20 protein-coding genes are annotated in these 22,377 nt (G+C 63.1%); 9 read left to right on the top strand and 11 right to left on the bottom strand.

The genetic code is table 11. The features are described 5' to 3' along the window. Nucleotides 1-11: 11 nt before the first annotated feature. Nucleotides 12-1,796 carry a glyoxylate carboligase gene (gene gcl, locus IB267_RS22485; RefSeq protein WP_192449648.1) on the bottom strand — a complete coding sequence of 595 codons (1,785 nt, stop codon included), beginning with the start codon at nt 1,794-1,796 and terminating at the stop codon, nt 12-14. A 170-nt stretch (nt 1,797-1,966) separates the two neighbouring features. On the opposite strand from gcl, the gene IB267_RS22480 reads away from it, so the two are divergent. Then, nucleotides 1,967-2,788 carry an IclR family transcriptional regulator gene (locus IB267_RS22480; RefSeq protein WP_192449647.1) on the top strand — a complete coding sequence of 274 codons (822 nt, stop codon included), beginning with the start codon at nt 1,967-1,969 and terminating at the stop codon, nt 2,786-2,788. Nucleotides 2,789-2,880: 92 nt separating this feature from the next. Here IB267_RS22480 and guaD read toward each other — a convergent pair whose 3' ends face one another. Further along, on the bottom strand, nt 2,881-4,233 hold the full coding sequence (guaD, locus tag IB267_RS22475) for a guanine deaminase (RefSeq protein ID WP_192449646.1): 1,353 nt from the start codon (nt 4,231-4,233) through the stop codon (nt 2,881-2,883). Next, entirely contained in the window at nt 4,230-5,468 is a 1,239-nt protein-coding gene (locus IB267_RS22470; RefSeq protein WP_192449645.1) for a urate hydroxylase PuuD, read from the bottom strand. The genes guaD and IB267_RS22470 overlap by 4 nt, the downstream gene beginning before the upstream one ends. A 147-nt stretch (nt 5,469-5,615) precedes the next feature. Here IB267_RS22470 and IB267_RS22465 point away from each other — a divergent pair, with 147 nt between their 5' ends. Continuing rightward, nucleotides 5,616-6,530, top strand: coding sequence for a LysR family transcriptional regulator (locus IB267_RS22465; RefSeq protein ID WP_192449644.1), 915 nt, complete (start codon nt 5,616-5,618; stop codon nt 6,528-6,530). Between the two features lie 187 nt (nt 6,531-6,717). On the opposite strand, the gene IB267_RS33170 is transcribed toward IB267_RS22465, so the two are convergent. After that, nucleotides 6,718-7,308: a hypothetical protein gene (locus tag IB267_RS33170; RefSeq protein ID WP_210335967.1), complete on the bottom strand. Its 591-nt coding sequence runs from the start codon at nt 7,306-7,308 to the stop codon at nt 6,718-6,720. Nucleotides 7,309-7,577: 269 nt separating this feature from the next. Beyond that, the gene (locus IB267_RS22455; RefSeq protein ID WP_192449643.1) at nt 7,578-8,504 is read right to left on the bottom strand and encodes a LysR family transcriptional regulator; all 927 of its coding nucleotides are present in this window, start codon (nt 8,502-8,504) and stop codon (nt 7,578-7,580) included. A gap of 95 nt (nt 8,505-8,599) precedes the next feature. Here IB267_RS22455 and IB267_RS22450 point away from each other — a divergent pair, with 95 nt between their 5' ends. Next, entirely contained in the window at nt 8,600-9,409 is an 810-nt protein-coding gene (locus IB267_RS22450; RefSeq protein ID WP_192449642.1) for an NAD(P)H-dependent oxidoreductase, read from the top strand. Between the two features lie 12 nt (nt 9,410-9,421). Here IB267_RS22450 and xdhC read toward each other — a convergent pair whose 3' ends face one another. From xdhC to uraH, 4 genes are read right to left on the bottom strand one after another with little or no spacing between them, the layout of a single operon-like run. Further along, nucleotides 9,422-10,288, bottom strand: coding sequence for a xanthine dehydrogenase accessory protein XdhC (gene xdhC / locus IB267_RS22445; RefSeq protein ID WP_192450025.1), 867 nt, complete (start codon nt 10,286-10,288; stop codon nt 9,422-9,424). A gap of 18 nt (nt 10,289-10,306) precedes the next feature. Beyond that, a complete protein-coding gene (gene xdhB / locus IB267_RS22440; protein ID WP_192449641.1) occupies nt 10,307-12,646 on the bottom strand; it encodes a xanthine dehydrogenase molybdopterin binding subunit in 2,340 nt (779 codons plus the stop codon). A gap of 11 nt (nt 12,647-12,657) precedes the next feature. Continuing rightward, nucleotides 12,658-14,139 carry a xanthine dehydrogenase small subunit gene (xdhA, locus tag IB267_RS22435; RefSeq protein WP_192449640.1) on the bottom strand — a complete coding sequence of 494 codons (1,482 nt, stop codon included), beginning with the start codon at nt 14,137-14,139 and terminating at the stop codon, nt 12,658-12,660. Between the two features lie 3 nt (nt 14,140-14,142). Next, the gene (gene uraH / locus IB267_RS22430) at nt 14,143-14,514 is read right to left on the bottom strand and encodes a hydroxyisourate hydrolase (RefSeq protein WP_104665191.1); all 372 of its coding nucleotides are present in this window, start codon (nt 14,512-14,514) and stop codon (nt 14,143-14,145) included. A 172-nt stretch (nt 14,515-14,686) separates the two neighbouring features. Between uraH and puuE the strand changes: the two genes are divergently transcribed. From puuE to IB267_RS22415, 3 genes are all read left to right on the top strand, one after another. Further along, nucleotides 14,687-16,102, top strand: coding sequence for an allantoinase PuuE (puuE, locus tag IB267_RS22425; RefSeq protein WP_192449639.1), 1,416 nt, complete (start codon nt 14,687-14,689; stop codon nt 16,100-16,102). A 10-nt stretch (nt 16,103-16,112) separates the two neighbouring features. Next, nucleotides 16,113-17,132 (top strand): allantoicase, encoded by a 1,020-nt coding sequence (alc, locus tag IB267_RS22420; protein WP_192449638.1) that lies wholly within the window; start codon nt 16,113-16,115, stop codon nt 17,130-17,132. Between the two features lie 71 nt (nt 17,133-17,203). Next, entirely contained in the window at nt 17,204-17,689 is a 486-nt protein-coding gene (locus tag IB267_RS22415) for an ureidoglycolate lyase (protein WP_034799348.1), read from the top strand. 86 nt (nt 17,690-17,775) lie between these two features. On the opposite strand, the gene IB267_RS22410 is transcribed toward IB267_RS22415, so the two are convergent. Further along, nucleotides 17,776-18,684: an AraC family transcriptional regulator gene (locus tag IB267_RS22410; RefSeq protein WP_192449637.1), complete on the bottom strand. Its 909-nt coding sequence runs from the start codon at nt 18,682-18,684 to the stop codon at nt 17,776-17,778. Between the two features lie 51 nt (nt 18,685-18,735). On the opposite strand from IB267_RS22410, the gene IB267_RS22405 reads away from it, so the two are divergent. Further along, nucleotides 18,736-19,989, top strand: a complete 1,254-nt coding sequence (locus IB267_RS22405) for a cytochrome P450 (protein WP_192449636.1) — start codon at nt 18,736-18,738, stop codon at nt 19,987-19,989. Between the two features lie 42 nt (nt 19,990-20,031). Next, entirely contained in the window at nt 20,032-20,352 is a 321-nt protein-coding gene (locus tag IB267_RS22400) for a 2Fe-2S iron-sulfur cluster-binding protein (RefSeq protein ID WP_192449635.1), read from the top strand. A 99-nt stretch (nt 20,353-20,451) separates the two neighbouring features. On the opposite strand, the gene IB267_RS22395 is transcribed toward IB267_RS22400, so the two are convergent. After that, nucleotides 20,452-21,744, bottom strand: a complete 1,293-nt coding sequence (locus tag IB267_RS22395; protein WP_192449634.1) for an NCS2 family permease — start codon at nt 21,742-21,744, stop codon at nt 20,452-20,454. Nucleotides 21,745-22,166: 422 nt separating this feature from the next. Here IB267_RS22395 and IB267_RS22390 point away from each other — a divergent pair, with 422 nt between their 5' ends. Then, on the top strand, nt 22,167-22,364 hold the full coding sequence (locus IB267_RS22390) for a heavy-metal-associated domain-containing protein (RefSeq protein WP_034799336.1): 198 nt from the start codon (nt 22,167-22,169) through the stop codon (nt 22,362-22,364). The last annotated feature ends 13 nt before the right edge of the window (nt 22,365-22,377 follow it).

The following is a 22,377-nucleotide window of genomic DNA, read 5'->3' as shown; positions in this document are numbered from 1 at the left end:
TCATTCAAGGCTCAGTCGAGCAGGGCCGTGATCGCGGTCGGCACGTCCTCGCCGCGCAGCGCCAGTTCCTCGAACTCGACGACCGCATTGATGTCGGCGCCCATAGAGATGTTGGTGACGCGCTCGAGGATGAACTCGATGACGACGGGAACCTGGTGCTCGTCCATCAGCGCGCGCGCCCGGTCGAAGGCTTCCTGGAACTCGTTCGGACTGCGCACCCGGATCGCCTTGCAGCCGAGACCTTCGGCAACCGCGACGTGGTCGACGCCGTAACCCTTCTCCGCATCGCCCGACGCATTGATGTTGTCGAAGGCGAGGCTGACCTCGAAGTCCATGTTGAGGCCGCGCTGCGCCTGGCGGATGAGGCCGAGATACGAATTGTTCACGACCACATGCAGGTAGGGCAACTTGTGCTGGGCCCCGACAGCCAGTTCCTCGATCAGGAATTGGAAATCGTAGTCGCCTGAGAGTGCAACGATCGTCCGGTCCGGATCGGCAGCGCGAACACCGAGTGCCGCAGGCAAGGTCCAGCCGAGCGGTCCGGCCTGGCCGCAGTTGATCCAGTTGCGCGGCTTGTAGACGTGCAGGAACTGGGCGCCGGCGATCTGGCTGAGGCCGATGGTCGAAACATAGCAGGTGTCGCGGCCGAAGGCCTTGTTCATCTCTTCATAGACGCGCTGCGGCTTCAGCGGCGTCTGGTCGAAGTGGGTCTTGCGCAGCATGGTGCGCTTGCGCTCGCGGCACTCTTCCGCCCAGGCGGACCAGTCACGCAGCTTGCCCGCCGTCTTCCATTCCGTCGCGACATCAAGGAAGAGCTTCAGCGCAGCGCCGGCATCCGAGACGATACCGAAATCGGGCGCGAAGACGCGGCCGATCTGGGTCGGTTCGATGTCGACGTGAACGAACTTGCGGCCTTCCGTGTAGGTCGGAACGTTGCCGGTGTGGCGGTTGGCCCAGCGGTTGCCGACGCCGAGAACGAAGTCGGAGGCGAGCATGTTGGCATTGCCGTAGCGGTGCGAGGTCTGCAGGCCGCACATGCCGGCCATCAGCGGATGGTCGTCCGGGATCGTCCCCCAGCCCATCAGCGTCGGAATAACAGGGATGCCGGTAATTTCGGCAAACTCGGTGAGCAGATCGGACGCATCGGCGTTGATGATGCCGCCGCCGGCGACGATCAGCGGACGCTCCGCCTCGTTCAGCATCGCGATCGCCTTTTCGGCCTGGGCGCGGGTGGCCTTCGGCTTGTAGGCCTCGAGCGGCTGGTAGGTGTCAGGATCGAATTCGATCTCGGCGAACTGGACATCGACCGGCAGGTCGATCAGGACCGGACCGGGACGGCCGGAGCGCATAATGTGAAACGCCTTCTGGAAGACGAAGGGAACGAGCGCCGGCTCCATGACCGTGACCGCCCACTTGGTGACCGGTGCGGCGATCTTGGCGATATCGACAGCCTGGAAGTCTTCCTTGTCGAGACGGGAGCGCGGTGCCTGGCCGGTGATGCAGAGGATCGGGATCGAATCCGCCGAGGCCGAATAGAGGCCGGTGATCATGTCGGTGCCGGCCGGGCCCGACGTGCCGATGCAGACGCCGATGTTGCCGTGCTTGGCGCGGGTATAGCCTTCGGCCATGTGGGAAGCGCCTTCGACGTGGCGCGCCAGGATGTGACGAACCGAGCCGCGCGCCTTCAGCGCCGAGTAGAACGGATTGATGGCGGCACCCGGTACGCCGAAGGCGCAATCGATGCCTTCCTTCTCCAGAACGTAAACAGCCGCGTCAACGGCACGCATCTTTGCCATGGGAACTCCTCCTATTTCCTGAAAACATAATCCATAATTCTCGATACGCAACAAGCAAATGGAATTCATTTCCATCATGTGGAAATAAAGATTTTCAACAATTCGGAGAAAATCGCAGCAGGGCCTGATAGAGGATGATGGGCAGAGATGTGATTTGCAGAGAGGCTTTTATGGACGGCAACGGCAGAGGAAAACGCGGGCGCAAGGCGGGTGAGAATGCCGCCCCTTCATCCGTCCAGGTGCTGGACCGCAGCCTCGCTCTGCTGACAGTGGTGGCTGAAGGCGATGGCTCGACCTTGACGCAGCTCGCCGACGAGACGGGCATGGCGCCGTCCACGGTTCACCGCCTGCTGACGACGCTCTCCGGCCACGGCATGGTGATGAACGACCCGGATACCGGCGCCTGGACAGTCGGTTTAAAGGCTTTCGAAATCGGCAATGCCTATCTCCGCTTTCGCAAGCTTGGCACCATCAGCCGGCCATTTCTGAAGGGCTTGATGGAGGAAAGCGGCGAGACGGCGAATATCGGCATCGAGGAAGGCGGCGATGTCGTCTTCATCTCGCAGGTCGAAAGCCACGCGCCGATGCGCGCTTTCTTCCGTCCCGGCCGCCGCGGCCCGGTGCATGCCTCCGGCATCGGCAAGGCGATCCTGTCCACCTGGTCCGACAAGGAGATCGCCCAGTTGCTCCACGGCCGCGAGCTTGCCCATTTCACCGACAAGACCCGCGATACGCTGCCGGCGCTCTTGAAGGATATCCAGGAGATCCGCCACCGCGGCTGGTCGGTCGACGACGAGGAGCACACGCTCGGCATGCGCTGCGTTGCCGCTCCGATCTTCAACGAATATGGCGAAACGATCGCCGGCATCTCCATCTCCGGTCCGTCGGTCCGCGTGAGCGACCAGAAGCTCTCGACCTTCGGCCCCATCGTTCGCGAACGCGCCGATGCGCTGACCAAGGCGATGGGCGGCAAGCGGCCGGAAGAGCTTTAGACCCCGACCAACAGTAACGCCGCGCGTCAGATCCGGACACGCGGCGTAATAGCAAGCAACGCGGGCGAGCCCGCAGCAGGGGCAGCTGTGCCTTAGGCGGTTTCGAGGCTCTTTGCCGTGGTCGTGGCTGCATCCTTCGAAGCGCGTGCCGTCCCCTTCATCGCCTTTCCGGCGACATAGGTCTCGGCGACACAACGGTCGTCACCCATCGTCTGCAGGATGAAGAGTTCCTCGACGAGCGAACCGGCAACCCGCATGCGCAAGTCCATCGACGGCTTGGCGCGGCTGTCGAGTACGACGATATCGGCATCGGCGCCGACATGCAGCGAGCCGATACGGTCATCGAGGTCGAGCGCCCGGGCGTTGCCGAGCGTCATGCGGTAGAAGGAGTTGAACGGCGTCAGCCGCTGTCCCTGCAGGTGCAGCACCTTGTAGGCCTCGTCCATCGTTTCCAGCATCGAGAAGCTGGTGCCGGCGCCGACGTCGGTTGCGACCGACCAGCGGGCGCCGAGCTTGTCGAAACGATCTCGGTCGAAGAGACCCGAACCCAGGAACAGGTTCGACGTCGGGCAGAAATTGCCGACGGCACCGGTTTCGGCCAGCACCGAGATCTCGCGATCGCTCAGATAGATGCAGTGACCTAACAGGGTCTTGCGCGTCAGCAGGTCGTAGCGCGCGTAGATGTCGGTATAGTCCTTCGCCTCCGGATAGAGCGACGTGGCGAAGGCGATTTCGTCCCTGTTTTCGGAGAGATGCGTTTGCACGTAGCATTCCTGATGCTCGGCAACGAGCGTGCGGCTCGCCTCCATCTGCTCCGGCGTCGAGGTGATGGCAAAACGCGGGCTGATGGCGTAGTGCGCGCGGCCGCGGCCATGCCACTTGGCAATCAGCGCCTTCGTCTCGTCATAGCCCTGCTGCGGCGTGTCGCGCAGCGCGTCGGGCGCGTTGCGGTCCATCATCACCTTGCCGCCGATCATCAGCATGCCGCGGGCTTCGGCAGCACCGAAATAGGCGTCGACGCTTTCGGGATGCACCGAGCAATAGGCAACCGCCGTCGTCGTGCCGTTCGCCAGCAGCTCATCCAGGAAACGGCCGGCGATGAAGTCGGCATGCTCCGGTTTACGGAACTTCTGCTCCTCGACGAAGATGTAGGTGTTCAGCCATTCGAGAAGCTGGGCGCCATAGGACGCGATCGCCTGCGTCTGCGGGAAATGCAGGTGCGTGTCGATCAGGCCGGGCAGCACCAGATGGGGGCGATGGTCGGCGACCTTGACGCCGGCACCGGCACGGCGGGCAACATCGGCATGATTGCCGATGTCGGCGACCTTGCCGCCGCGCACCAGCACGGCGCCATCTTCGAAGTAGCGATAGGATGCGGTGTCGTCGACGCCCTTCGGTTCCTCGACGAAGGTGAGCACGCGGCCGCGGATCAAGAGATCGGTCATTGGGTCTTTCCTCCATTCACGACGGACTCGTACCAGGCGACGAGCAGCTGCCGCTCTTCGTCCGACACGGCGGTCACGTTGGCGGGCGGCATTGCGTGGCTGCGGCCGGCCTGCAGGTAGATTTCACGCGCGTGATTGGCGATCTCGGCATCGGTCTCGAGCGTCACGCCCTTCGGCGGGACGATCATGCCCTCCCAGCCGGGCTCCTTGGCATGGCACATGGAACAGCGGCCAAGCACCGTGTCGCGCACCTTCGGGAAGGCTTCCGCCGTCACGAACGGCTGCTGCGCCGCGGAGATTTTTTCTTCGCCGCCGCCGGAAAGGATCTTCGGCACGGTCGACAGCCACATGATCGCAACGAAGAGAAGTGCGGTCACGAGCCAGGTCCAGGTCGGATTGCCCTTGTTCGCGTGGCGGGTGTTGAAGTAGTGGCGGATGGTGACGCCCATCAGGAAGACCAGCGAGGCGATGATCCAGTTGTACTGGGTGCCGAAGGCCAGCGGGTAGTGGTTCGACAGCATCAGGAACAGAACCGGCAGCGTCAGGTAGTTGTTGTGGGTCGAGCGCTGCTTGGCGATCACGCCGTACTTGGCGTCGGGCGTGCGGCCGGCGATCAGATCGCCGACGACCACCTTCTGATTCGGGATGATGATGAAGAACACGTTGGCCGACATGATCGTTGCGGTAAACGCACCGAGATGCAGGAAGGCGGCGCGGCCGGTGAAGAGTTGCGTGTAGCCCCAGGCCATCGCGACCAGGATGAAGTAGAGCAGCACCATCAGTCGCGTGTTGTCACGGCCGAGTGGCGACTTGCAGATCGTGTCATAGGCGAGCCAGCCGAAGGCGATCGAGGCAAGCGAAATGGCAATCGCCACCGGCTTCGAGACATCGAGCACGTTCGGATCGATCAGATAGAGGTCGGCGCCTGCGTAGTAGACCAGGCAGAGCATGCCGAAGCCCGAAAGCCAGGCGACGTAGGACTCCCATTTGAACCAGATCAGGTGCTCGGGCATGTTGGCCGGCGCAACCAGGTATTTCTGGATGTGGTAGAAGCCACCACCGTGCACCTGCCATTCTTCGCCATAGGCGCCGACGGGAAGGCCGGGATGTTTCTTCAGACCGAGGTCAAGGGCGACGAAGTAAAAGGACGAACCGATCCATGCAATGGCGGTGATGACGTGCAGCCATCTCACGGCAAAGGTCAGCCAATCCCAGGCGATGGCATAGTCGTACATGAAATTCTCCCATTTCTCCTCTCGCCATTATGTGTCATTGCTGGAGGTCGCGGGAACGTCGCTGCTTCACCAACACTTTCAAAAAAATCTATAAAATAGCGACGGAATGGATAGGCTAGAGAGAGCCTGGAGGAGTGGGACGAAGGCATGTCTTATCTGGACAATGTGCGCGTCTTCGTACGCGTCGTAGAGCTTGGAACCCTATCGGCGGCCGGTCGCGACCAGCGCGTGACGCCGGCGGTTGCAAGCAATAGAATCAAAGAGTTGGAACGCCACATGGGCGTTCGCCTGTTCAATCGGACGACGCGCAAGCTGACCCCGACGGAGCACGGTCGCGTCTTTTACGACGGTGCGGTGAAGATCCTCGAGGCGGTCAACGAAGCGGAAAATGCGATCGCCGATCTCTCGCGCAATCCGAAGGGGGCGCTCAAGATTACTGCTCCCTTAGGGATAGGTCGGCGGCTGATTGCGTCGGGCATTCCGGAGTTTCACGACAAGTATCCCGACATCGAAGTGCGGCTTCGCCTGTCGGACCACAATGTCGATATCCTGTCGGAAGGCGTCGACGTCGCCTTCAAGCTCGGCATCCTCGAAGATTCGAACCTGCGCATGCGCGGCATCATGAATTGCGAGCGCGTTGTCTGCGGTGCACCGGCCTATTTCGAGAAGCGGGGTATCCCTCAGACGCCCGACGCACTCATCGCCGACAAGCACGACTGTCTGCTGCTCAGGTATCCCGGTTCGAAAGAGTATTTCTGGACGCTCCAGACCATGGAAGGCGTGCGCAAGCTCGAAGTCACCGGCCCCTATGATTCCGACGATGGCGATGTGCTCACCCAATGGGCGCTCGACGGCCGCGGCATTATCAACAAGCCGCTCTTCGAGGTGAAGGCCCACATCAATTCCGGTGCATTGGTGCCGATCCTCACCGAAACACCGCCGCTCAGCGTGCAGCTTGCGGCGATCTATCCGCACAAGCGTTTCCAGGACCCGAAAGTGCGGCTGATGATCGATTACATGGCCGAGCGCTGTCAGCGTCTCATCAACGGAATGTTGGCCTGACAATTCGCGTTCCGCCTCTGTCGGCTTGAGCTTCGGAACAGGGCGGAACGGACTAAGCATCGCTATAGGCTACCGGCCACTCCGACCGGTGGGGTCCGGTTCGTTCGCCCGGGGCGGGGCCCCACGCGGTTCGCAAAATAACAAAGAGGGCGCGCCGATGCGGCGCGCCCTCGATATTTTCCAGAGATCAGCGTTTCACGTCGCTGTGCTTCGACTTGCCGGGAACGCCGTCACCGCCGCCGTTGCCGAAGCCGTTGTTGGCGTGCTTGGGCTTGCCGCCACCGCCGCCGTCACCGCCGGTGCCGCCGCCATCGCCACCGGTGCCGCCACCGTCACCACCCGTGCCGCCACCGTCACCACCCGTGCCGCCGCCATCGCCGCCCGTGCCACCACCGTCACCACCGGTGCCACCGCCATCGCCGCCGGTGCCACCACCATCGCCGCCCGTGCCGCCATCACCACCGGTGCCGCCCGTGCCGCCATCACCACCGGTGCCGCCCGTGCCGCCATCACCACCGGTGCCGCCCGTGCCGCCATCGCCCCCCGTTCCACCGTCACCGCCGGTACCACCCGTACCGCCATCACCGCCCGTACTACCATCACCACCGGTTCCTCCGGTGCCGCCCGTCCCGCCGTCGCCACCGGTGCCGCCCGTGCTGCCTTCACCACTGGTAGTACCCCCATCGGCGTGGGCAACGCCGATCATGAACGGCGCGCTATAGTGCGTCAGCACCGCGAATGCCGTGGACAAGAGCAGAGCACGCGTCAGTTTCTTCATAGTCGTCTCCCGATCTGATGCGTCCCCGTCTCTGTGCAATTGCGTAAAACGCGATTTGTCTGAAAAGCACTAAAGAAAATCCTGGACGCGTTACTTCCGCTAAGGTCGACCTCAGCGTCAACCTTATTTTAGAAACTACTGATGATAGACAGATCCGGAAGCAAAGGGTAAGCGACACATTTGTGGTATGGCTTACGGCGCACGGGTCATGCGACCGATCCATTCGGGTTAGGGATCACGCTGTCGCAGCTGGCGGACGGCCGAGGCCGCTAGGCTCTGGACTTCTCGATCCCCGGAAGGTTGCCGATCGCCTCGACCAGGAAATCAACCAACAGACGAACACGGGCGATGCCAGAGCGTTCCGGCACGATCAGCAGGCTGAGCGGCACCGCAGGCAATGAATAGTCCGGAAGCAGCGGTACCAACACGCCGGCCTCAATCAGATCGTCGACGAGCCATCGGTGGGCAGGCGCGATGCCCCGGCCGGCGACGAGAGCCTCACGTGCGGCAAGCCCGTGGTCGACGCGAAGACGCCCACCGAAGGGGACGGACAGATGCCGCCCGTCCGCGGCTTCGAAGTTGAGCCTGTCACTGCCGGCGATGTTCGACATGCGGATCCCCTCATGCGCCGAGAGGTCGCTTGGAGCGCGCGGATATCCACGCGCGGCCAGGTATGCCGGCGCCGCCACAAGCAGACGCCGGCTTTGCCCAAGCGGCCGTAGCTTCATCGAGCTGTCGCTGAGAGGTCCAAGACGCAGCGCGACATCTATGCCTTCCCGCACGAGATCGATGCGCTCGTCGGTCAGGCTCAGATCGACGCCAATGTCGGGATGCCTGTCCTGGAAGGCAAAGATCAGCCGGCTGACGTGCAGCACCCCGAATGCGGAGGTACAGGACACACGAATGGTGCCGGCAGCCGCGCCGCGGGCGCCGCGCGCTTCGTCGCCGGCCAGCTCGACGAGCCGCAGGATCTGGATGCTGTCGGCATAGTAGCGGCTGCCTTCGTCAGTCAGCGTGACGCGACGGGTGGTGCGACTGATGAGCGGCACGCCGACCGCTTCCTCAAGCTCCCGCAGCTGCCGCGTCACCGTCGACTGGCCGATGCCGAGCTCACGGGCAACGGCCGAAAGGCTGCCCCGCTCGGCGACGCGCACAAAGCTTCGCATGCGTTCGAGCGTGACGTCAGATTTATCCATTTTATGGCACAATCCTATGCATTTCGAATATCTACCGCATAGGCACGCAGCGGTCTACCTAGAGTCTCAGTTGATGAGACCAGGGAAGACCGACCATGAAAGTTCTGATTGTTTATGCCCATCCGGAACCGCGCTCGCTCAATGGCGCGCTGCGCGATGTCGCCGTCAGCGCGCTTAAGGCCGAAGGCCATGAGGTTCGTATCACCGATCTCTATGCCGAGCGATGGAAGTCCGAAATCGGTCGTTCCGATTTTCCGGCCCTTGACGCGGACGCCCGTTTCAAGCCGAGCCGCGCGTCGAAGGAGGCCTTTGCCACCGACACACTCACCGCCGACGTCAAGGCCGAGCAGGAAAAGCTGCTCTGGGCCGACACCCTGATCCTGCAATTTCCGCTGTGGTGGTATTCCATGCCGGCGATCCTGAAAGGCTGGGTCGATCGCGTTTATGCCTACGGCTTTGCCTATGGCGTCGGCGAGCACAGCGACAAATACTGGGGCAAGCGCTTCGGCGAGGGCACGCTTGCGGGAAAACGCGCCATGCTGGTGGTAACGACAGGCGGCTGGGAGGAGCATTACTCCCCGCGCGGGGTAAACGGGCCGATCGACGACCTGCTCTTCCCGATCAATCATGGGATCCTGTTCTATCCCGGTTACGACGTGCTTCCGCCGTTCGTCGCCTACCGCGTCGATAGTCTGGACGAGGTCGGTTTCGAAGCGACGGCCGAGCGTCTACGGCAGAGGATGCACACGCTTGGAACGACCGCACCCATTCCCTATCGCCGCCAGAACGGCGGGGACTATGCAATCCCGACCCTTGAACTTCGACCGGAGGTCGCCGAACCGCACATCAACGGCTTTGCGCTCCACCTCAATGGCGCACACCTGGTCGAAACAGCGCTACGTTGACGGGCCGACTGGCTAACGAGCCAGCTTGGCGGCAGCGGGCCGACGCGAGATTTCCGCTTGCGCCGGCTGTCGGAAATTGAGCGCCGCCGCCATCACCTCAGCGGCGGCAAGCGCGGCAATGACCGCCGGCCGCTTGTCCTTTACCGTCGTGCCGCCGATCGGGCAGACGAGCCTATCGAAGAGATCCGGGCGACCGATCTCGCGCGACAGCCAGTTCTTGAAGGTCGAGCGCTTGGTCTTCGAACCGATCATGCCGACATAGGAGGCATCGTCGCGGCGAAGCGCTTCCGCGGCGATCAGGAAGTCGAGCGCATGGTCATGAGTGAGGATGACGAACGCGCTGCCGGGAGGCGCGTCGCGCACCACCGCCTCCGGCATCGCCGTCAGGCAGGTCTCGATGCCGGGAATGTCGGCAACGGCCGAAAGCTCGTTCTCGCGGGTATCAACGAGAACCGTGCGCACCGGCACCAGGGAAAGCGCCATCGTCAAGGCATCGCCGACATGGCCGGCGCCGAAGACATAGACATGCGGCCGGCTGGCTATTTCCAGGTCGCTACGTTCAATCAGCATGGCTGCTCTCTCCCGATCGATGCGTGTGAAGGCAAGCGCCACGCGCCCGCCGCAACACTGGCCGATCTCCGGTCCGAGCGGGATTGTCATCGCCTCCGGCGCGTCGCCGCGCTTCAGCGCCCGCCGGCCATGATCGATCGCCATGTATTCGAGCTGCCCCCCGCCGATCGTGCCGAACAGGCTCTCAGGCGCGACGAGCATCCAGGCGTCGGTGTCGCGCGGTGTCGACCCCGCAGCACCGGTCACCTCGACGAGAACGCAGTCGCGCTCGCGTCTGAGAAAGTCCCTGATATCCTCGCGGCTTGCCACCATGACGATCAGCCCCTGTTACCCTTTCTGCCGTGCGGCCGCCCGCAGCCGCTCGATCGCCATCAACACCCGTTCCGGCGTTGCCGGCGCGTCGAGGCGCGGCGCTATACGATACTCCGCAACGCTCGCCGCCGCCATCGACAAGGCTTCCAGAACCGAAATGCCGAGCATGAAGGGCGGTTCGCCCACCGCCTTCGACCGGCGGATGGTTTCCTCGCGGTTGACCGACCATTCGGCAAGGCGGGTGTTGAAGACGCGCGGACGGTCAGAGGCCAACGGGATCTTGTAGGTCGAGGGCGCGTGGGTACGCAGACGGCCCTTGGCATCCCACCAAAGTTCTTCCGTCGTCAGCCAGCCCATGCCCTGAACGAAGGCACCTTCGACCTGTCCGTGGTCGAGGGCCGGGTTCAGCGAGCGGCCGACATCGTGCAGGATATCGGTGCGATCGACCTGGTATTCGCCGGTTAGCGTATCGACGCTGACCTCCGAGCACGAGGCGCCGTAGGCGTAGTAGAAGAACGGCCGGCCCCGGCCTTCGGCGCGGTTCCAGTGGATCTTCGGCGTCTTGTAGAAGCCGGCGGCCGAAAGCTGGATGCGGGCGCCATAGGCGATCTTGATGAACTCGTTGAAGCTCAGGCGCTCGGCACCGATGCGAACCGTGTTCGGTTCGAAGGCGACATCGGCCTCGGTGACGTTCCAGCGCTCGGCTGCGAACTTGACCAGCCGCTCCTTGATCTGCTGGGCGGCGTTGGCGGCGGCCATGCCGTTGAGATCGGAACCGGACGACGCCGCGGTTGCCGACGTGTTCGGCACCTTGCCCGTCGTCGTCGCCGTCACCTTGATCCGGTCGAGATCGACCTGGAACTCGTCGGCCACCACCTGGGCGACCTTGGTGTAGAGCCCCTGCCCCATCTCGGTGCCGCCATGGTTCAGATGGATCGAGCCATCCGTATAGACATGCACGAGGGCGCCGGCCTGGTTGTACTCCGTCTTGGTGAAGGAGATGCCGAATTTCACCGGCGTCAGAGCGATGCCGCGCTTGACCACGTTGCTCTCGCGGTTGAACGCGATCACCGCTTCGCGACGCTTGGCATAATCGGCCGAGGTTTCCAGTTCCTCGATGATCCGCCCAATGATGTTGTCTTCCACCGTCTGGTGATAGGGGGTGAGATTGCGCCCCTCGCCGCCGTAGAAGTTCAGCTTGCGAATTTCGAGCGGGTCCTTGCCGACGGCATAGGCGATGTCCTCGATCATGCGTTCGCCGCCGACCATCCCTTGAGGGCCGCCGAAACCGCGGAACGCGGTGTTGGAAACGGTGTTGGTCTTCAGCGGGCGCGAACGCAGGCGGACGTTCGGATAGAAGTAGCAATTGTCGGCGTGGAACAGCGCGCGGTCGGTGACCGGGCCGGACAGATCGGCCGAGTAACCGCAGCGGGCCGAAAAGACGGCGTCTACCGCCTCGATGCGACCTTCGTCGTCGAAGCCGAGCTTGTAGTCCACGTGGAAGTCATGACGCTTGCCGGTCGCGCTCATGTCGTCGTCACGATCGGGCCGAACCTTGACCGGGCAGCGGTATTTCTTGGCAGCGACCGCGGCCACGGCTGCGAAGATGTTGGCCTGCGTTTCCTTGCCGCCGAAGCCGCCGCCCATGCGGCGCACGTTGACGGTGACTGCGTTCGACGGCACGCCGAGCACGGTCGCAACCATGTGCTGCGTTTCGGCCGGATGCTGGGTCGAGGAATAGACGAGCACCTCGTCGTCTTCGCCGGGAATGGCAAACGAGATCTGGCCTTCCAGATAGAAGTGATCCTGGCCGCCGATGCGCATCTCGCCTTCAAGAATGTTCTTCGACTTGGCAAAGCCCGCGTCAATGTCGCCGCGCTCGAGCTTCAAGGGGTCGATGACCAGCGGATAGTTAGCCGCTGCCGCTTCGAGCACGTCGGTCACATGCGGCAGGTCGCGATACTCGATCTTGACCTTGGCGGCTGCGCGCCGGGCAGCCTCGCGTGAGGTCGCAACGACTGCGAAGATCGGCTGGCCGTGGAACTCCACCTTGTCGGTGACGAAGATCGGCTCGTCATGCTTATGCGCCGGGCTGATGTCGTTCTCGCCGGGAATGTCGGCCGCAGTCAGGACGCCGACCACGCCTTCGCTGGCGTTCACGGCCTCAAAGTCAATCGACAGGATGTCGGCGTGCGCCCGCTGCGAGAGGCCGAGATAGCCGTGCAGGGTGCCCTGGGGCTCCGGAATATCGTCGATATATTCGGCCGTTCCGGACACATGCTTGTGGCCGGACTCGTGCCGTTCGTTTTCGTGTACGCCACCGCGGATGCGGTCGATGGGCTGCATCACGTTCATGGCTTCCTCCCTTAAACCGCGACAGCAATGGTGCGATCGAGACGGAGCTGGCCGCCACTCGACTGCGTTTCGAGATAGAAGCGGCGAAGCAGGTTCTTCGCCACCAGTTGGCGGTACTCCGCCGAGGCGCGCCAGTCGGTGAGCGGCGTGAAGTCCTGATCGAAGGCTGCGACAGCACGCTCGATCGTCTCCTCGTTCCACTCGGCGCCTTTTAGCACCGCCTCCACATGAGCGGCTCGCTTCGGCGTAGCGGCCATGCCGCCGAAGGCGATGATGGCGTCGCTGACGCGACCTGCCTCGAAGGCGATGTTGAAGCCGCCGCAGACGGCGGTGATGTCTTCATCCAGACGCTTCGTCACCTTGTAGACGGCAACACGGGCATTGTCGGAAACGAATGGAATGCGCACGCTTTCGACGAACTCGCCCGGCTCGCGGTCCTGCTTGCCATAGGCGATGAAGAAGTCCTCGAGCACCACCGTGCGGCGGCGATCGCCCTTGCGCAGCGTGATCGAGGCGCCAAGCGCGATCAGCGCCGGCGGCGTGTCGCCGATCGGCGAGCCGTTGGCAATGTTGCCGCCGACGGTGCCCATGTTGCGCACCTGTTGGCCGCCAATGCGGTCCCAAAGTTCGGTCAGTTCAGGGAAGTGTTCGACGATAACCGGATAGGCTTCAGCATAGCTGACGCCCGCGCCGAGCGTCACGCCGTCGGCATCGACGGTAATGCGGCGCAGTTCTTCGAGATGGGTCAGGTGAATGACCGGCGAGATGTCGCGCATGAATTTGGTGACCCAGAGCCCGACATCAGTCGAACCGGCGACGATCGTCGCCTTCGGGTTGGCTTCGAGCACGGCGGCGAAATCGTCAACCGAGCCAGGAAGGATGAAACGTTCCGTCTCCGAGCCGATTTCCACCCGGCGGCCATCCTGAAGGGCGGCCAGTTCGCCGGCGATCCGGTCGCGCTCTGCCACCAGCGGGTCCTTGCCGACGTCGCCGATCGTCGAGATCGCCTCGGCGGCGCGGATGATCGCGGCATAGCCGGTGCAACGACAAAGGTTACCCTGCAGCGCCTTTTCGATTTCGGCGATCGACGGCTTCGGGTTCTCCATCCAGAGGCCATAGAGCGACATCACGAAGCCTGGCGTGCAGAAGCCGCACTGCGAGGCGTGGGTGTCGACCATTGCCTGCTGCACCGGATGCAGCGGACCGGCCGGCTGCGCCAGACTATCCACCGTCACGATGTGGCAGCCATCAAGCGAGCCGACGAAGCGGATGCAGGCATTGACGGATTCATACTTGAGCTTGCCGTCGAGCAAACGGCCGATAAGCACCGTGCAGGCGCCGCAGTCCCCTTCGGCGCAGCCTTCCTTGGTGCCCTTCAGATTGCGGTCGATGCGCAGGAAATCGAGCAGGGTCTGAACCGGCGAAACATCCGAGAGTTCGACGAGGCGGTGGTTCAGGATGAAGCGGATCGTGTTGCGGATCTGGATCGTCATTGCTCAGCTCCCTCGGTAGGTGGAGTAGCCATAGGGCGAAAGAAGCAGCGGCACGTGGTAGTGCGCGCCCTGGTTATCGATGCCAAAGCGGATGGGGATCACGTCGAGGAACGGGTTTTCGCCGCGCTTGGCCGCTCCGCCGAGATAATCGCCGGCATGGAATTGCAGCTCGTAGGTGCCGGTCTGCATGCGCTCGCCGCTCAAAAGCGGCTCGTCACAGCGGCCGTCGTCATTGGTCTTGACGGACTTGATGTGCGTCTGGCGATCGCCCTCGACCCGGTAGAGCTCGATGCGCAGCCCTTCGGCCGGCTTGCCGCTGGCCGTATCCAGCACATGCGTCGTCAAACGGCCGGCGTTTCCACCCTGAGATTGCATAGTTTTCGCTCCTCCCGAAGTCAGCTTTCCACCTCGCAGTATTCCGGCAATCCCACCCGCTTGGTAGCGACCGGATCATTCGAGACTTTCAAATTTTTTGGGGGGAATGGCTCGAAACAAATGCCGCTAGAAATTGGATGCAGAGACGAAAATGTCTGGAGGAGCTGCTTTCATGAGATACCCCCGCGATCTTCACGGCCACGGCCCGAACTTCAAAATCACCTGGCCCGACGGCGCGCGGATCGCCGTGCAATTCGTCATCAATTACGAGGAAGGCGGCGAAAACTGCGTGCTGCATGGCGACGCGGCCTCCGAAGCATTCCTGTCGGAAATCGTCGGAGCGCAGGCCTGGCAGGGCCAACGCCACTGGAACATGGAATCGATCTATGAGTATGGCGCGCGCGCCGGCTTCTGGCGTCTGCATCGCATGTTCACCGAGCGCAGCGTGCCGGCCACCGTTTATGGTGTTGCCACGGCGCTGAAGCGCTCTCCGGAGCAGGTCGCCGCCATGCAGGACGCCGGCTGGGAAATCGCCTCGCACGGCCTGAAATGGATCGAGCACAAGGATTTCTCGCCCGAACGCGAGCGCCAGGAGATCGCCGAGGCGATCCGGCTGCACACGATCGTCACCGGCGAACGCCCACGCGGCTGGTACACGGGGCGCTGTTCCGACAACACGCTCGACCTCGTCACCGAGGCCGGCGGTTTCGACTATGTCTCCGACGCCTATGCCGACGACCTGCCCTATTGGCACGAGCATGCGGGGCGCCATCAGCTGGTCATCCCCTATACGCTCGACAGCAATGACATGCGCTTCGCCACACCGCAGGGTTTCAACAGCGGCGACCAGTTCTTCAGCTACCTCAAGGACAGCTTCGACGTGCTCTACGCTGAGGGTACCGCCGGTGCGCCGAAGATGCTGAGCATCGGGCTGCATTGCCGCCTCGTCGGCCGCCCCGGCCGGGCCGCGGCACTCGCCCGCTTCCTCGATTATGTGCAGGGCCACGAGAAGGTCTGGCTGGCAAAACGCGTCGACATCGCCCGTCACTGGGCCGAGAACTACCCGTACAAGGCCTGGGACGATCGCCCGTCGCGGCTTGGCGAAGAGGCGTTTGTCGCCAAGTTCGGCGGCGTCTTCGAACATTCCAAGTGGATCGCGAAGCGCGCCTTCCAGGGTGAGCTCTCGCCGGCCAATGACACGGCGATCGGCCTTGCCGCTGCGCTTTCCGCGGTCTTCCGCGAAGCTTCGGCCGAAGAACGGCTTGCCGTCCTCATCGCGCATCCGGATCTCGCCGGCAAGCTGGCGCAAGCCAAGCGCCTGACCGAAAGCTCGACCAACGAGCAGGCCGGTGCCGGGCTCGACGCGCTGACCGACGCCGAGCGCGAGCGCTTCACCACGCTCAACGCCGCCTATGTCGACAAGTTCAAGTTCCCGTTCATCATGGCGGTCAAGGGACGCACCAAGGACGAAATCCTCGCGGCCTTCGAAAGCCGGATCGGCAACGATCGCGACACGGAGTTCGAGACGGCGTGCCGGCAGGTGGAACGCATCGCCTATCTGCGCCTCAAGGACATGCTGCCGAGCTGAGGGCCTCGCGATGACGACCGACGGCGTGAGCCCGCCCGAATTCGCGCTGAACGCGATCAACCTTGCCTCCGCCGGTCTCGGCGCGCGGCCGGTCTTTGCAACCGACGAGTTCTTCGCGCCGCTCGAGCGCATGTTACAAGATGCGCCTCCGGTCTATCATCCCGGTGTCTATGACGAAAACGGGAAGTGGATGGACGGCTGGGAGACGCGGCGACGCCGCGGCCCCGGCAACGACCACGCCATCGTGGCGCTCGCGACGAACGGCCTCATCCGGGGCTTCGAGGTTGATACCGCTCATTTCACCGGCAACTACCCGAGCGCTTGCGCCATCGACGCCTGCCTGGCACCGGATGGCCCCGACGATCGGACGGTCTGGACGGAACTGGTCTGTCCTCGGCCGCTCGGCCCGAGTGCGCCGCATCACTTCGAAGCGCGGTCGGATTCCATCTGGAGCCATGTGCGCCTGCGCATCTATCCCGACGGCGGCGTCGCCCGCCTTCGGGTTTACGGAGCGCCAGCGCTTGACCAGGCAGCGATCGGCGACACCGTGGTCGACCTGGCCTCATGCTTGCTTGGCGGGCGCATCATCGCCTATTCCAACGGGCATTACGGCCATCAGCGGCTGCTTGCGCCCGGACGCGGCATCAACATGGGCGACGGCTGGGAGACGCGCCGGCGGCGGGAGCCCGGCAACGACTGGATCGTGGTGAAACTCGCAGCGCGCGGCGAGATCGACCGGATCGTGGTCGATACCGCCCACTTCAAGGGAAACTACCCGGACACCTGTTCGCTGCAGGCGGCCGACCTCGGAGCGACCGCTTGCGAAGTGGCCGCATCCGTCACCGCATCGTCGATGTTCTGGCGCGAGGTTCTGCCGCCGCAGAAACTCGCCGCCGACAGCATCCACACCTATGAAGCAAGCGCACTCGCGATCGCGGGTCCGGTAACCCACGTGCGCTTCAACATCTTCCCCGACGGCGGCGTCAGCCGGCTGCGTGTCTTCGGGCGTATTGCGAAAGCCGGCATCTAAATCGTTTCGCCAAGGAGGCGAACCGACCGAACTTCCAGGCAACCCATCAACATTGGACGGAGGAGCGTCACATGAAGGAGATCGTCATACAGCCGTTGACCCGGGAGGCCTTTGCGCCTTTCGGCGACGTGATCGAAACGGAGAATGCCAACAACTTCCCCATCAACGGGGGCAATGCAACCCGCTACCACGACCTCGCCAAGATCGATACAACAGGCGAAAAGGCCCGGCCCATGATCAGCCTGGTGCGCGGTGTACCTTATCCGCTGCCGCTGAAACTCACCATGGTCGAGCGCCATCCGCTCGGCAGCCAGGCCTTCATCCCCTTGAGCGACAACCCGTTTCTGATCGTCGTCTCCCGGGAAACCGATGAGGGACCGAGCGAACCGATCGCCTTCAAGACCACGCCTGGCCAGGGCGTCAACATCGCCCGCAACGTCTGGCACGGCATCCTGACGCCGCTTGATGACGTCTCGGATTTCGCGGTGGTCGATCGCGGTGGCGAGGGCGTCAACCTGGAAGAGCATTTCTTCAAGGAGCCGTTCCTGATCGTGTGAATGAATGCATGACCCGGTCGTCCGGTCGGGTTATCGGTGCGCCAGGGCCTCGCTGGCCGCCGAAATCGGACGATAAGACTGCGGCCTCAATAGCCGCCATCCCGCCTGAACTTCGTCGGCGTGTATCCCGTCAGCCGCCGGAAATCGCGGGAGAAATGGTAGGGATCCGGATAGCCGCAGACGGCGGCCACCGCCGACACCTTGGCATCGGGACCCACCAGCAGGCGTTTTGCCTGGTTGATGCGCTCGTGGCGCAGCCAGTCCATCGGCGTTGTTCCCACCATGTCGCGAAAGCGGCGAAAGAGTTGCGACGGGCTCAGCCGCGCAAGCGCCGCCAGATCGTCGATCGTCCAGGGTCTCGCGAGATCGCCGCGCATCACCGACAGCACCTGAAGCAAACGGTCTTCACCGGACCTGTCCTCGGCCGGTTCGGCTCCGATCAGCCGTGGCGCGATCATGTCCGCCATCAGCCCCGCGATCGCGGCGCTCGACAGGGCGTCGGTCGCCGGCGAACGCTCGGCAAGAAATCCCCTCACACTTTCGAATGCCGCCTGTGCCCTGTCCGTGTCTCTCGGCACGAACAGTGGTGACTGCTGCACGCCGAGAAACTGGAAGAGCGCATCAAGCCCGTGCCCCTCTATCCCCATCCAGAGATAGCGCCAGCTTTCGCTGTCGGGTGCGCAGCTATGCGCATAGGCCTGAGCAGTATCGAGCCAGGCGACGCTGCCCGTTTCGGCCAGGAAACGTTGACCGCGCACCTCGATCAACCCGCGTCCGCCCGTTGTGTAGACGAAGACATGCTGGTGGAACCGTTTGCGGATCGGCGCCTCGTCAGGACGTGTCGTCCGGCTTCCGGCCACCAGCGCCAGATAGGGAAACGCATCGGCGAATTTTGCCGGGGTGTGAAAATGGAGCTCTTCGCTTTCGGGCAACATGCCATTTTCTGGCATCCGATGCGAGTTTTGTCCATCATCTTGCGACAGGGCGCCATTCACAGAGCTGATCCCGTGACGTTATCATGCAGCTTTATGCACGGAGATTTGCCCATGACCGAAACCGCGCCGAACGGCGACGCCGCGAATTTCACCTTCGCGCCGCTGTCACCGGATTTTGCTCGCGATCCCTATCCGACCTATCGCGCGCTGCGCGAAAAGGAGGGGCTGCACTACTTCGCGGACTTCGACATCTGGCTTGCCTCGCGCTTCGAGGACGTCTCGGCGATCGTCATGGACAAGCGCATGGTGCGCTCGCTCGAAGACCTCGCAACCAAGGAAGAGCTTGCAAAACTGCAACGCGCCGCCAATTGGCACGACATGCCGCATCACGAGCGTTTCGTGCAGTTCAGCTTGCTCGACAGCGATGGTGCCGTGCATGACCGGTTACGCAAACAGGTGTTCAAGCTGTTCACGCCGGCGATGATCGCCAAGCTCCGCGACCAGATCCAGGCCTATGTCGACCGGCTGATCGACAGCCTCGCCGATCGTGGTGAGATCGACTTCGTCGATGATCTGGCCGCCCATGTTCCGGGCCACATCATCGGTCGCCTGCTCGGCGTTCCGGACGAGGACTGTCCGCAGCTACGGATCTGGTCGGAAAACATCGTGCAGTTCTTCGACGTCGACCGCTCGGATGCGCGCAAGGAACTCGCCGAGCGCAACACGACCGAGTTCTACGAATATCTGACGGCACTGAAGGCCGAGCGCGAGCGGGCGCCGAAGGATGATCTCATCTCGGTGCTGATCGAGGCGGAACGCTCCGGCGCCATGAACTTCGACGAGTTCATCTCGACCTGCATGCTGATCCTGATGGCAGGGCACGGCTCGACGATCGACGTGCTCGGCAGCGGCATGCACGCACTGCTGCGTTTTCCCGACCAGATGGCGAGGTTGCGCGCAGAGCCCGGGCTGATCCAGACCGGCGTGCAGGAGATGTTCCGCTACGAGTCGCCGCTCCCGTTCTTCCACCGCCATTGCGTCGAGGACGTCGAGATCTTCGGCCGGCGCTTCGAGCGCGGTACCAAGTTCGGCCTGCTCTATGGCGCCGCCAACCGCGATCCCAAGCAGTTCGAGAACGCCGACACGTTCGACATCGGCCGCACGCCCAATCGGCATCTGGCCTTTGGCGGCGGCGTGCATTTCTGTCTCGGCAACCACCTCGCGCGCCTCGACATGGATATCATCTTCAGCACCCTGCTTCGCCGCTTCCCGACCATCGAACTCGTCGACCGGGAACCGGAATACAAGCGCGGGCTTTCAGTCCGCGGACCCAAGCGGCTGAAGATCGCCATCCGACCCGCCTGATCCCCCATCCTCGATACCAACATACGCAATCGGAGAATACCCATGCCCAAGATCGTCTTCATCGACGCGGACGGCACGACGAAAGAAATCCAGGCGGAGATCGGCCAGTCGCTGATGTCCGCCGCCGTGCAAAACGGCATCGACGCCATTGCCGCCGAATGCGGCGGCTCCTGCGCCTGCGGCACCTGTCACTGTTACATCGACGGCGAATGGAGCGACCGCCTGCCGGCGCCCGAGTTCCAGGAACAGGACATGATCGAGTGCGTAGTCAACCCGAACGAACGCAGCCGGCTGAGCTGTCAGATCACGGTGTCGGCTGACCTGGATGGGCTCGTCGTGCATCTGCCCGCCGGCCAATACTGAGACGAAACAGAAGAAGACCGGAGCAACATTTCGTTGCTCCGGTCAGCACTTACGGGGAAGTTCTGATCGGCCGACGCGACATGCTCCGGCCGATTTTCGTTATTCGGCGAAGAACGCGAAGCGCACGATGAAGAGTGCTGCAACGAGCTGGGTTGCCGGATGGATGACGCTCCACTTGCCGGTGAAGACCTTCAAGACGACGTAGCTGACGAAGCCGAAGGCGAGACCGTTGGCGATCGAGTAGGTGAAGGGCATGGCAAGGGCGGTGAGTGCCGCCGGAGCCGCTTCCGTCAGATCGTCCCAGTCGACTTCCGTCAGTTCGCGCATCATCAGGCCGGCGACATAAAGCAGAGCCGGAGCCGTCGCATAGGACGGAACGGCAGCTGCCAGCGGCGAGAAGAACAGCGCGGCGAGGAAGAGCACGCAGACGGTGAGCGCGGTTAGACCCGTGCGGCCGCCTGCCTGGACGCCCGAGGCGCTTTCGACATAGGCGGTCGTGCTGCTGGTACCGATCAGCGAGCCGGCGACGATCGCGGTGCTGTCGGCCAGAAGCGCGCGGCCGAGGCGGTTCGGCTTGCCTTCTTCGACCAGCTTGGCGCGCTTGGCGACACCGATCAACGTGCCGGTGGCGTCGAAAACTTCGACGAGCACGAAGACGAGGATGACGTGCAGCAGGCCGCCATGCAAGGCACCCATGATGTCGAGTTGCAGGAAGGTCGGCGCGATGCTCGGCGGTGCCGAAACAATGCCCTTGAACTCGCTGACGCCGAGGATCATCGACAAGACGGTGACGACCAGGATGCCGATCAGGATCGAGCCGCGAACTTTCAGCGCATCGAGCACGGCGATCACGAAGAAGCCGAGGATGGCGAGAAGCGGACCGGTCTGCTTGAGGTCACCGAGGCCGACGAGCGTTGCCGGATTGTCGACGACGATGCCGGCGTTCTTCAGGGCGATGATGCCGAGGAAGAGGCCGATACCGGTGGCAATCGCGCTTCGAAGCGAATGCGGAATACCGGCAATCAGCCAGCTTCGGACCCCCGTCACGGTCAGGATCAGGAAGATCACGCCCGAGATGAAGACCGCCCCCAGCGCCTGCTGCCAGGTGAAGCCGAGGGCTGCGACCACGGTGAAGGCGAAGAAGGCGTTGAGGCCCATTCCGGGCGCCATGCCGATCGGCCAGTTGGCGACGAGCGCCATGACGGCGGAGCCGAGTGCCGCGGCAATACAGGTTGCGACGAAGACGGCATCCCTATCCATGCCCGTGCTCGACAGGATGTCGGGGTTGACGAAGATGATGTAGGACATCGTCAGGAATGTCGTGATACCGGCGATCACCTCGGTGCGCGCCGTCGTCTGATGCTCTTTCAGCTTGAATAGTCGTTCAAACATCTTTCCTCCCTTGGCGGCGTCACCACGACGCAGCCGAACGACAATGAGCGGGAAACCGTCTCCTCCAGTTCCCGACCAGTGCATTTCGAACGCCCGGACAGTCCGGAGCGATCGCTTCGCTTTAGGTTTCGTGCCGGCTGGCGATCGTCCGCCCTCTCTCGGACGACGCGAATGCCTCTTGCACAGCCTTGGGATTGTGCGACTTCCGGACGCAGACCGCTAGCCGTCCATTCCCGGGATCGATGATGAAAGACTTTCAAATTTTTCGGAGAATTTGAGAGGCCGTTGGCCTAGACTTTCGGGGGTACTTTCCACCATTCGTGCGACTGGAAATGCCGCGAACAAATATCTCGAAGGCCCTATTGACCTTCCAACGGTGGGAGACGCCATGTTTGTCTCACAACCGAACCAAGGAGACAAGCATGCAGAACTACAAGATCGACAACATGACCTGTGGCCACTGCGCCGGCGTCGTCCAGAAGGCGATCTTGAGCGTCGACCCGCAGGCAACGATCAAGGTCGATCTCGGCAATAGGGAAGTCAGCGTCGAGACCGCCGCAGCGGCAGGGCCGATCGCAGACGCCCTGAAGGCGGCCGGTTACGAGAGCCGCGCGCTCTAAGCCCACGCTCCAC

The sequence above is a fragment of the Ensifer sp. ENS09 genome (assembly GCF_014852425.1).
Taxonomy (GTDB): domain Bacteria; phylum Pseudomonadota; class Alphaproteobacteria; order Rhizobiales; family Rhizobiaceae; genus Ensifer.
The sequence above is the reverse complement of the archived record's forward strand: the minus strand, read 5'-3'. Positions and strand labels throughout refer to the sequence as shown.

Excerpts from the sequence above, each read along its gene's own strand:
- uraH (WP_104665191.1), bottom strand. The coding sequence starts at position 14,514 with ATGCAATCTCAGGGTGGAAACGCCGGCCGTTTGACGACGCATGTGCTG.
- IB267_RS22415 (WP_034799348.1), top strand. The coding sequence starts at position 17,204 with ATGAAGGAGATCGTCATACAGCCGTTGACCCGGGAGGCCTTTGCGCCT.
- xdhB (WP_192449641.1), bottom strand. The coding sequence starts at position 12,646 with ATGAACGTGATGCAGCCCATCGACCGCATCCGCGGTGGCGTACACGAA.
- IB267_RS22405 (WP_192449636.1), top strand. The coding sequence starts at position 18,736 with ATGACCGAAACCGCGCCGAACGGCGACGCCGCGAATTTCACCTTCGCG.
- gcl (WP_192449648.1), bottom strand. The coding sequence starts at position 1,796 with ATGGCAAAGATGCGTGCCGTTGACGCGGCTGTTTACGTTCTGGAGAAG.
- IB267_RS22455 (WP_192449643.1), bottom strand. The coding sequence starts at position 8,504 with ATGGATAAATCTGACGTCACGCTCGAACGCATGCGAAGCTTTGTGCGC.
- alc (WP_192449638.1), top strand. The coding sequence starts at position 16,113 with ATGACGACCGACGGCGTGAGCCCGCCCGAATTCGCGCTGAACGCGATC.
- IB267_RS22465 (WP_192449644.1), top strand. The coding sequence starts at position 5,616 with ATGTCTTATCTGGACAATGTGCGCGTCTTCGTACGCGTCGTAGAGCTT.
- IB267_RS22395 (WP_192449634.1), bottom strand. The coding sequence starts at position 21,744 with ATGTTTGAACGACTATTCAAGCTGAAAGAGCATCAGACGACGGCGCGC.
- IB267_RS22480 (WP_192449647.1), top strand. The coding sequence starts at position 1,967 with ATGGACGGCAACGGCAGAGGAAAACGCGGGCGCAAGGCGGGTGAGAAT.
- IB267_RS22450 (WP_192449642.1), top strand. The coding sequence starts at position 8,600 with ATGAAAGTTCTGATTGTTTATGCCCATCCGGAACCGCGCTCGCTCAAT.
- IB267_RS22470 (WP_192449645.1), bottom strand. The coding sequence starts at position 5,468 with ATGTACGACTATGCCATCGCCTGGGATTGGCTGACCTTTGCCGTGAGA.
- puuE (WP_192449639.1), top strand. The coding sequence starts at position 14,687 with ATGAGATACCCCCGCGATCTTCACGGCCACGGCCCGAACTTCAAAATC.
- IB267_RS22400 (WP_192449635.1), top strand. The coding sequence starts at position 20,032 with ATGCCCAAGATCGTCTTCATCGACGCGGACGGCACGACGAAAGAAATC.
- IB267_RS22390 (WP_034799336.1), top strand. The coding sequence starts at position 22,167 with ATGCAGAACTACAAGATCGACAACATGACCTGTGGCCACTGCGCCGGC.
- IB267_RS33170 (WP_210335967.1), bottom strand. The coding sequence starts at position 7,308 with ATGAAGAAACTGACGCGTGCTCTGCTCTTGTCCACGGCATTCGCGGTG.
- xdhA (WP_192449640.1), bottom strand. The coding sequence starts at position 14,139 with ATGACGATCCAGATCCGCAACACGATCCGCTTCATCCTGAACCACCGC.
- guaD (WP_192449646.1), bottom strand. The coding sequence starts at position 4,233 with ATGACCGATCTCTTGATCCGCGGCCGCGTGCTCACCTTCGTCGAGGAA.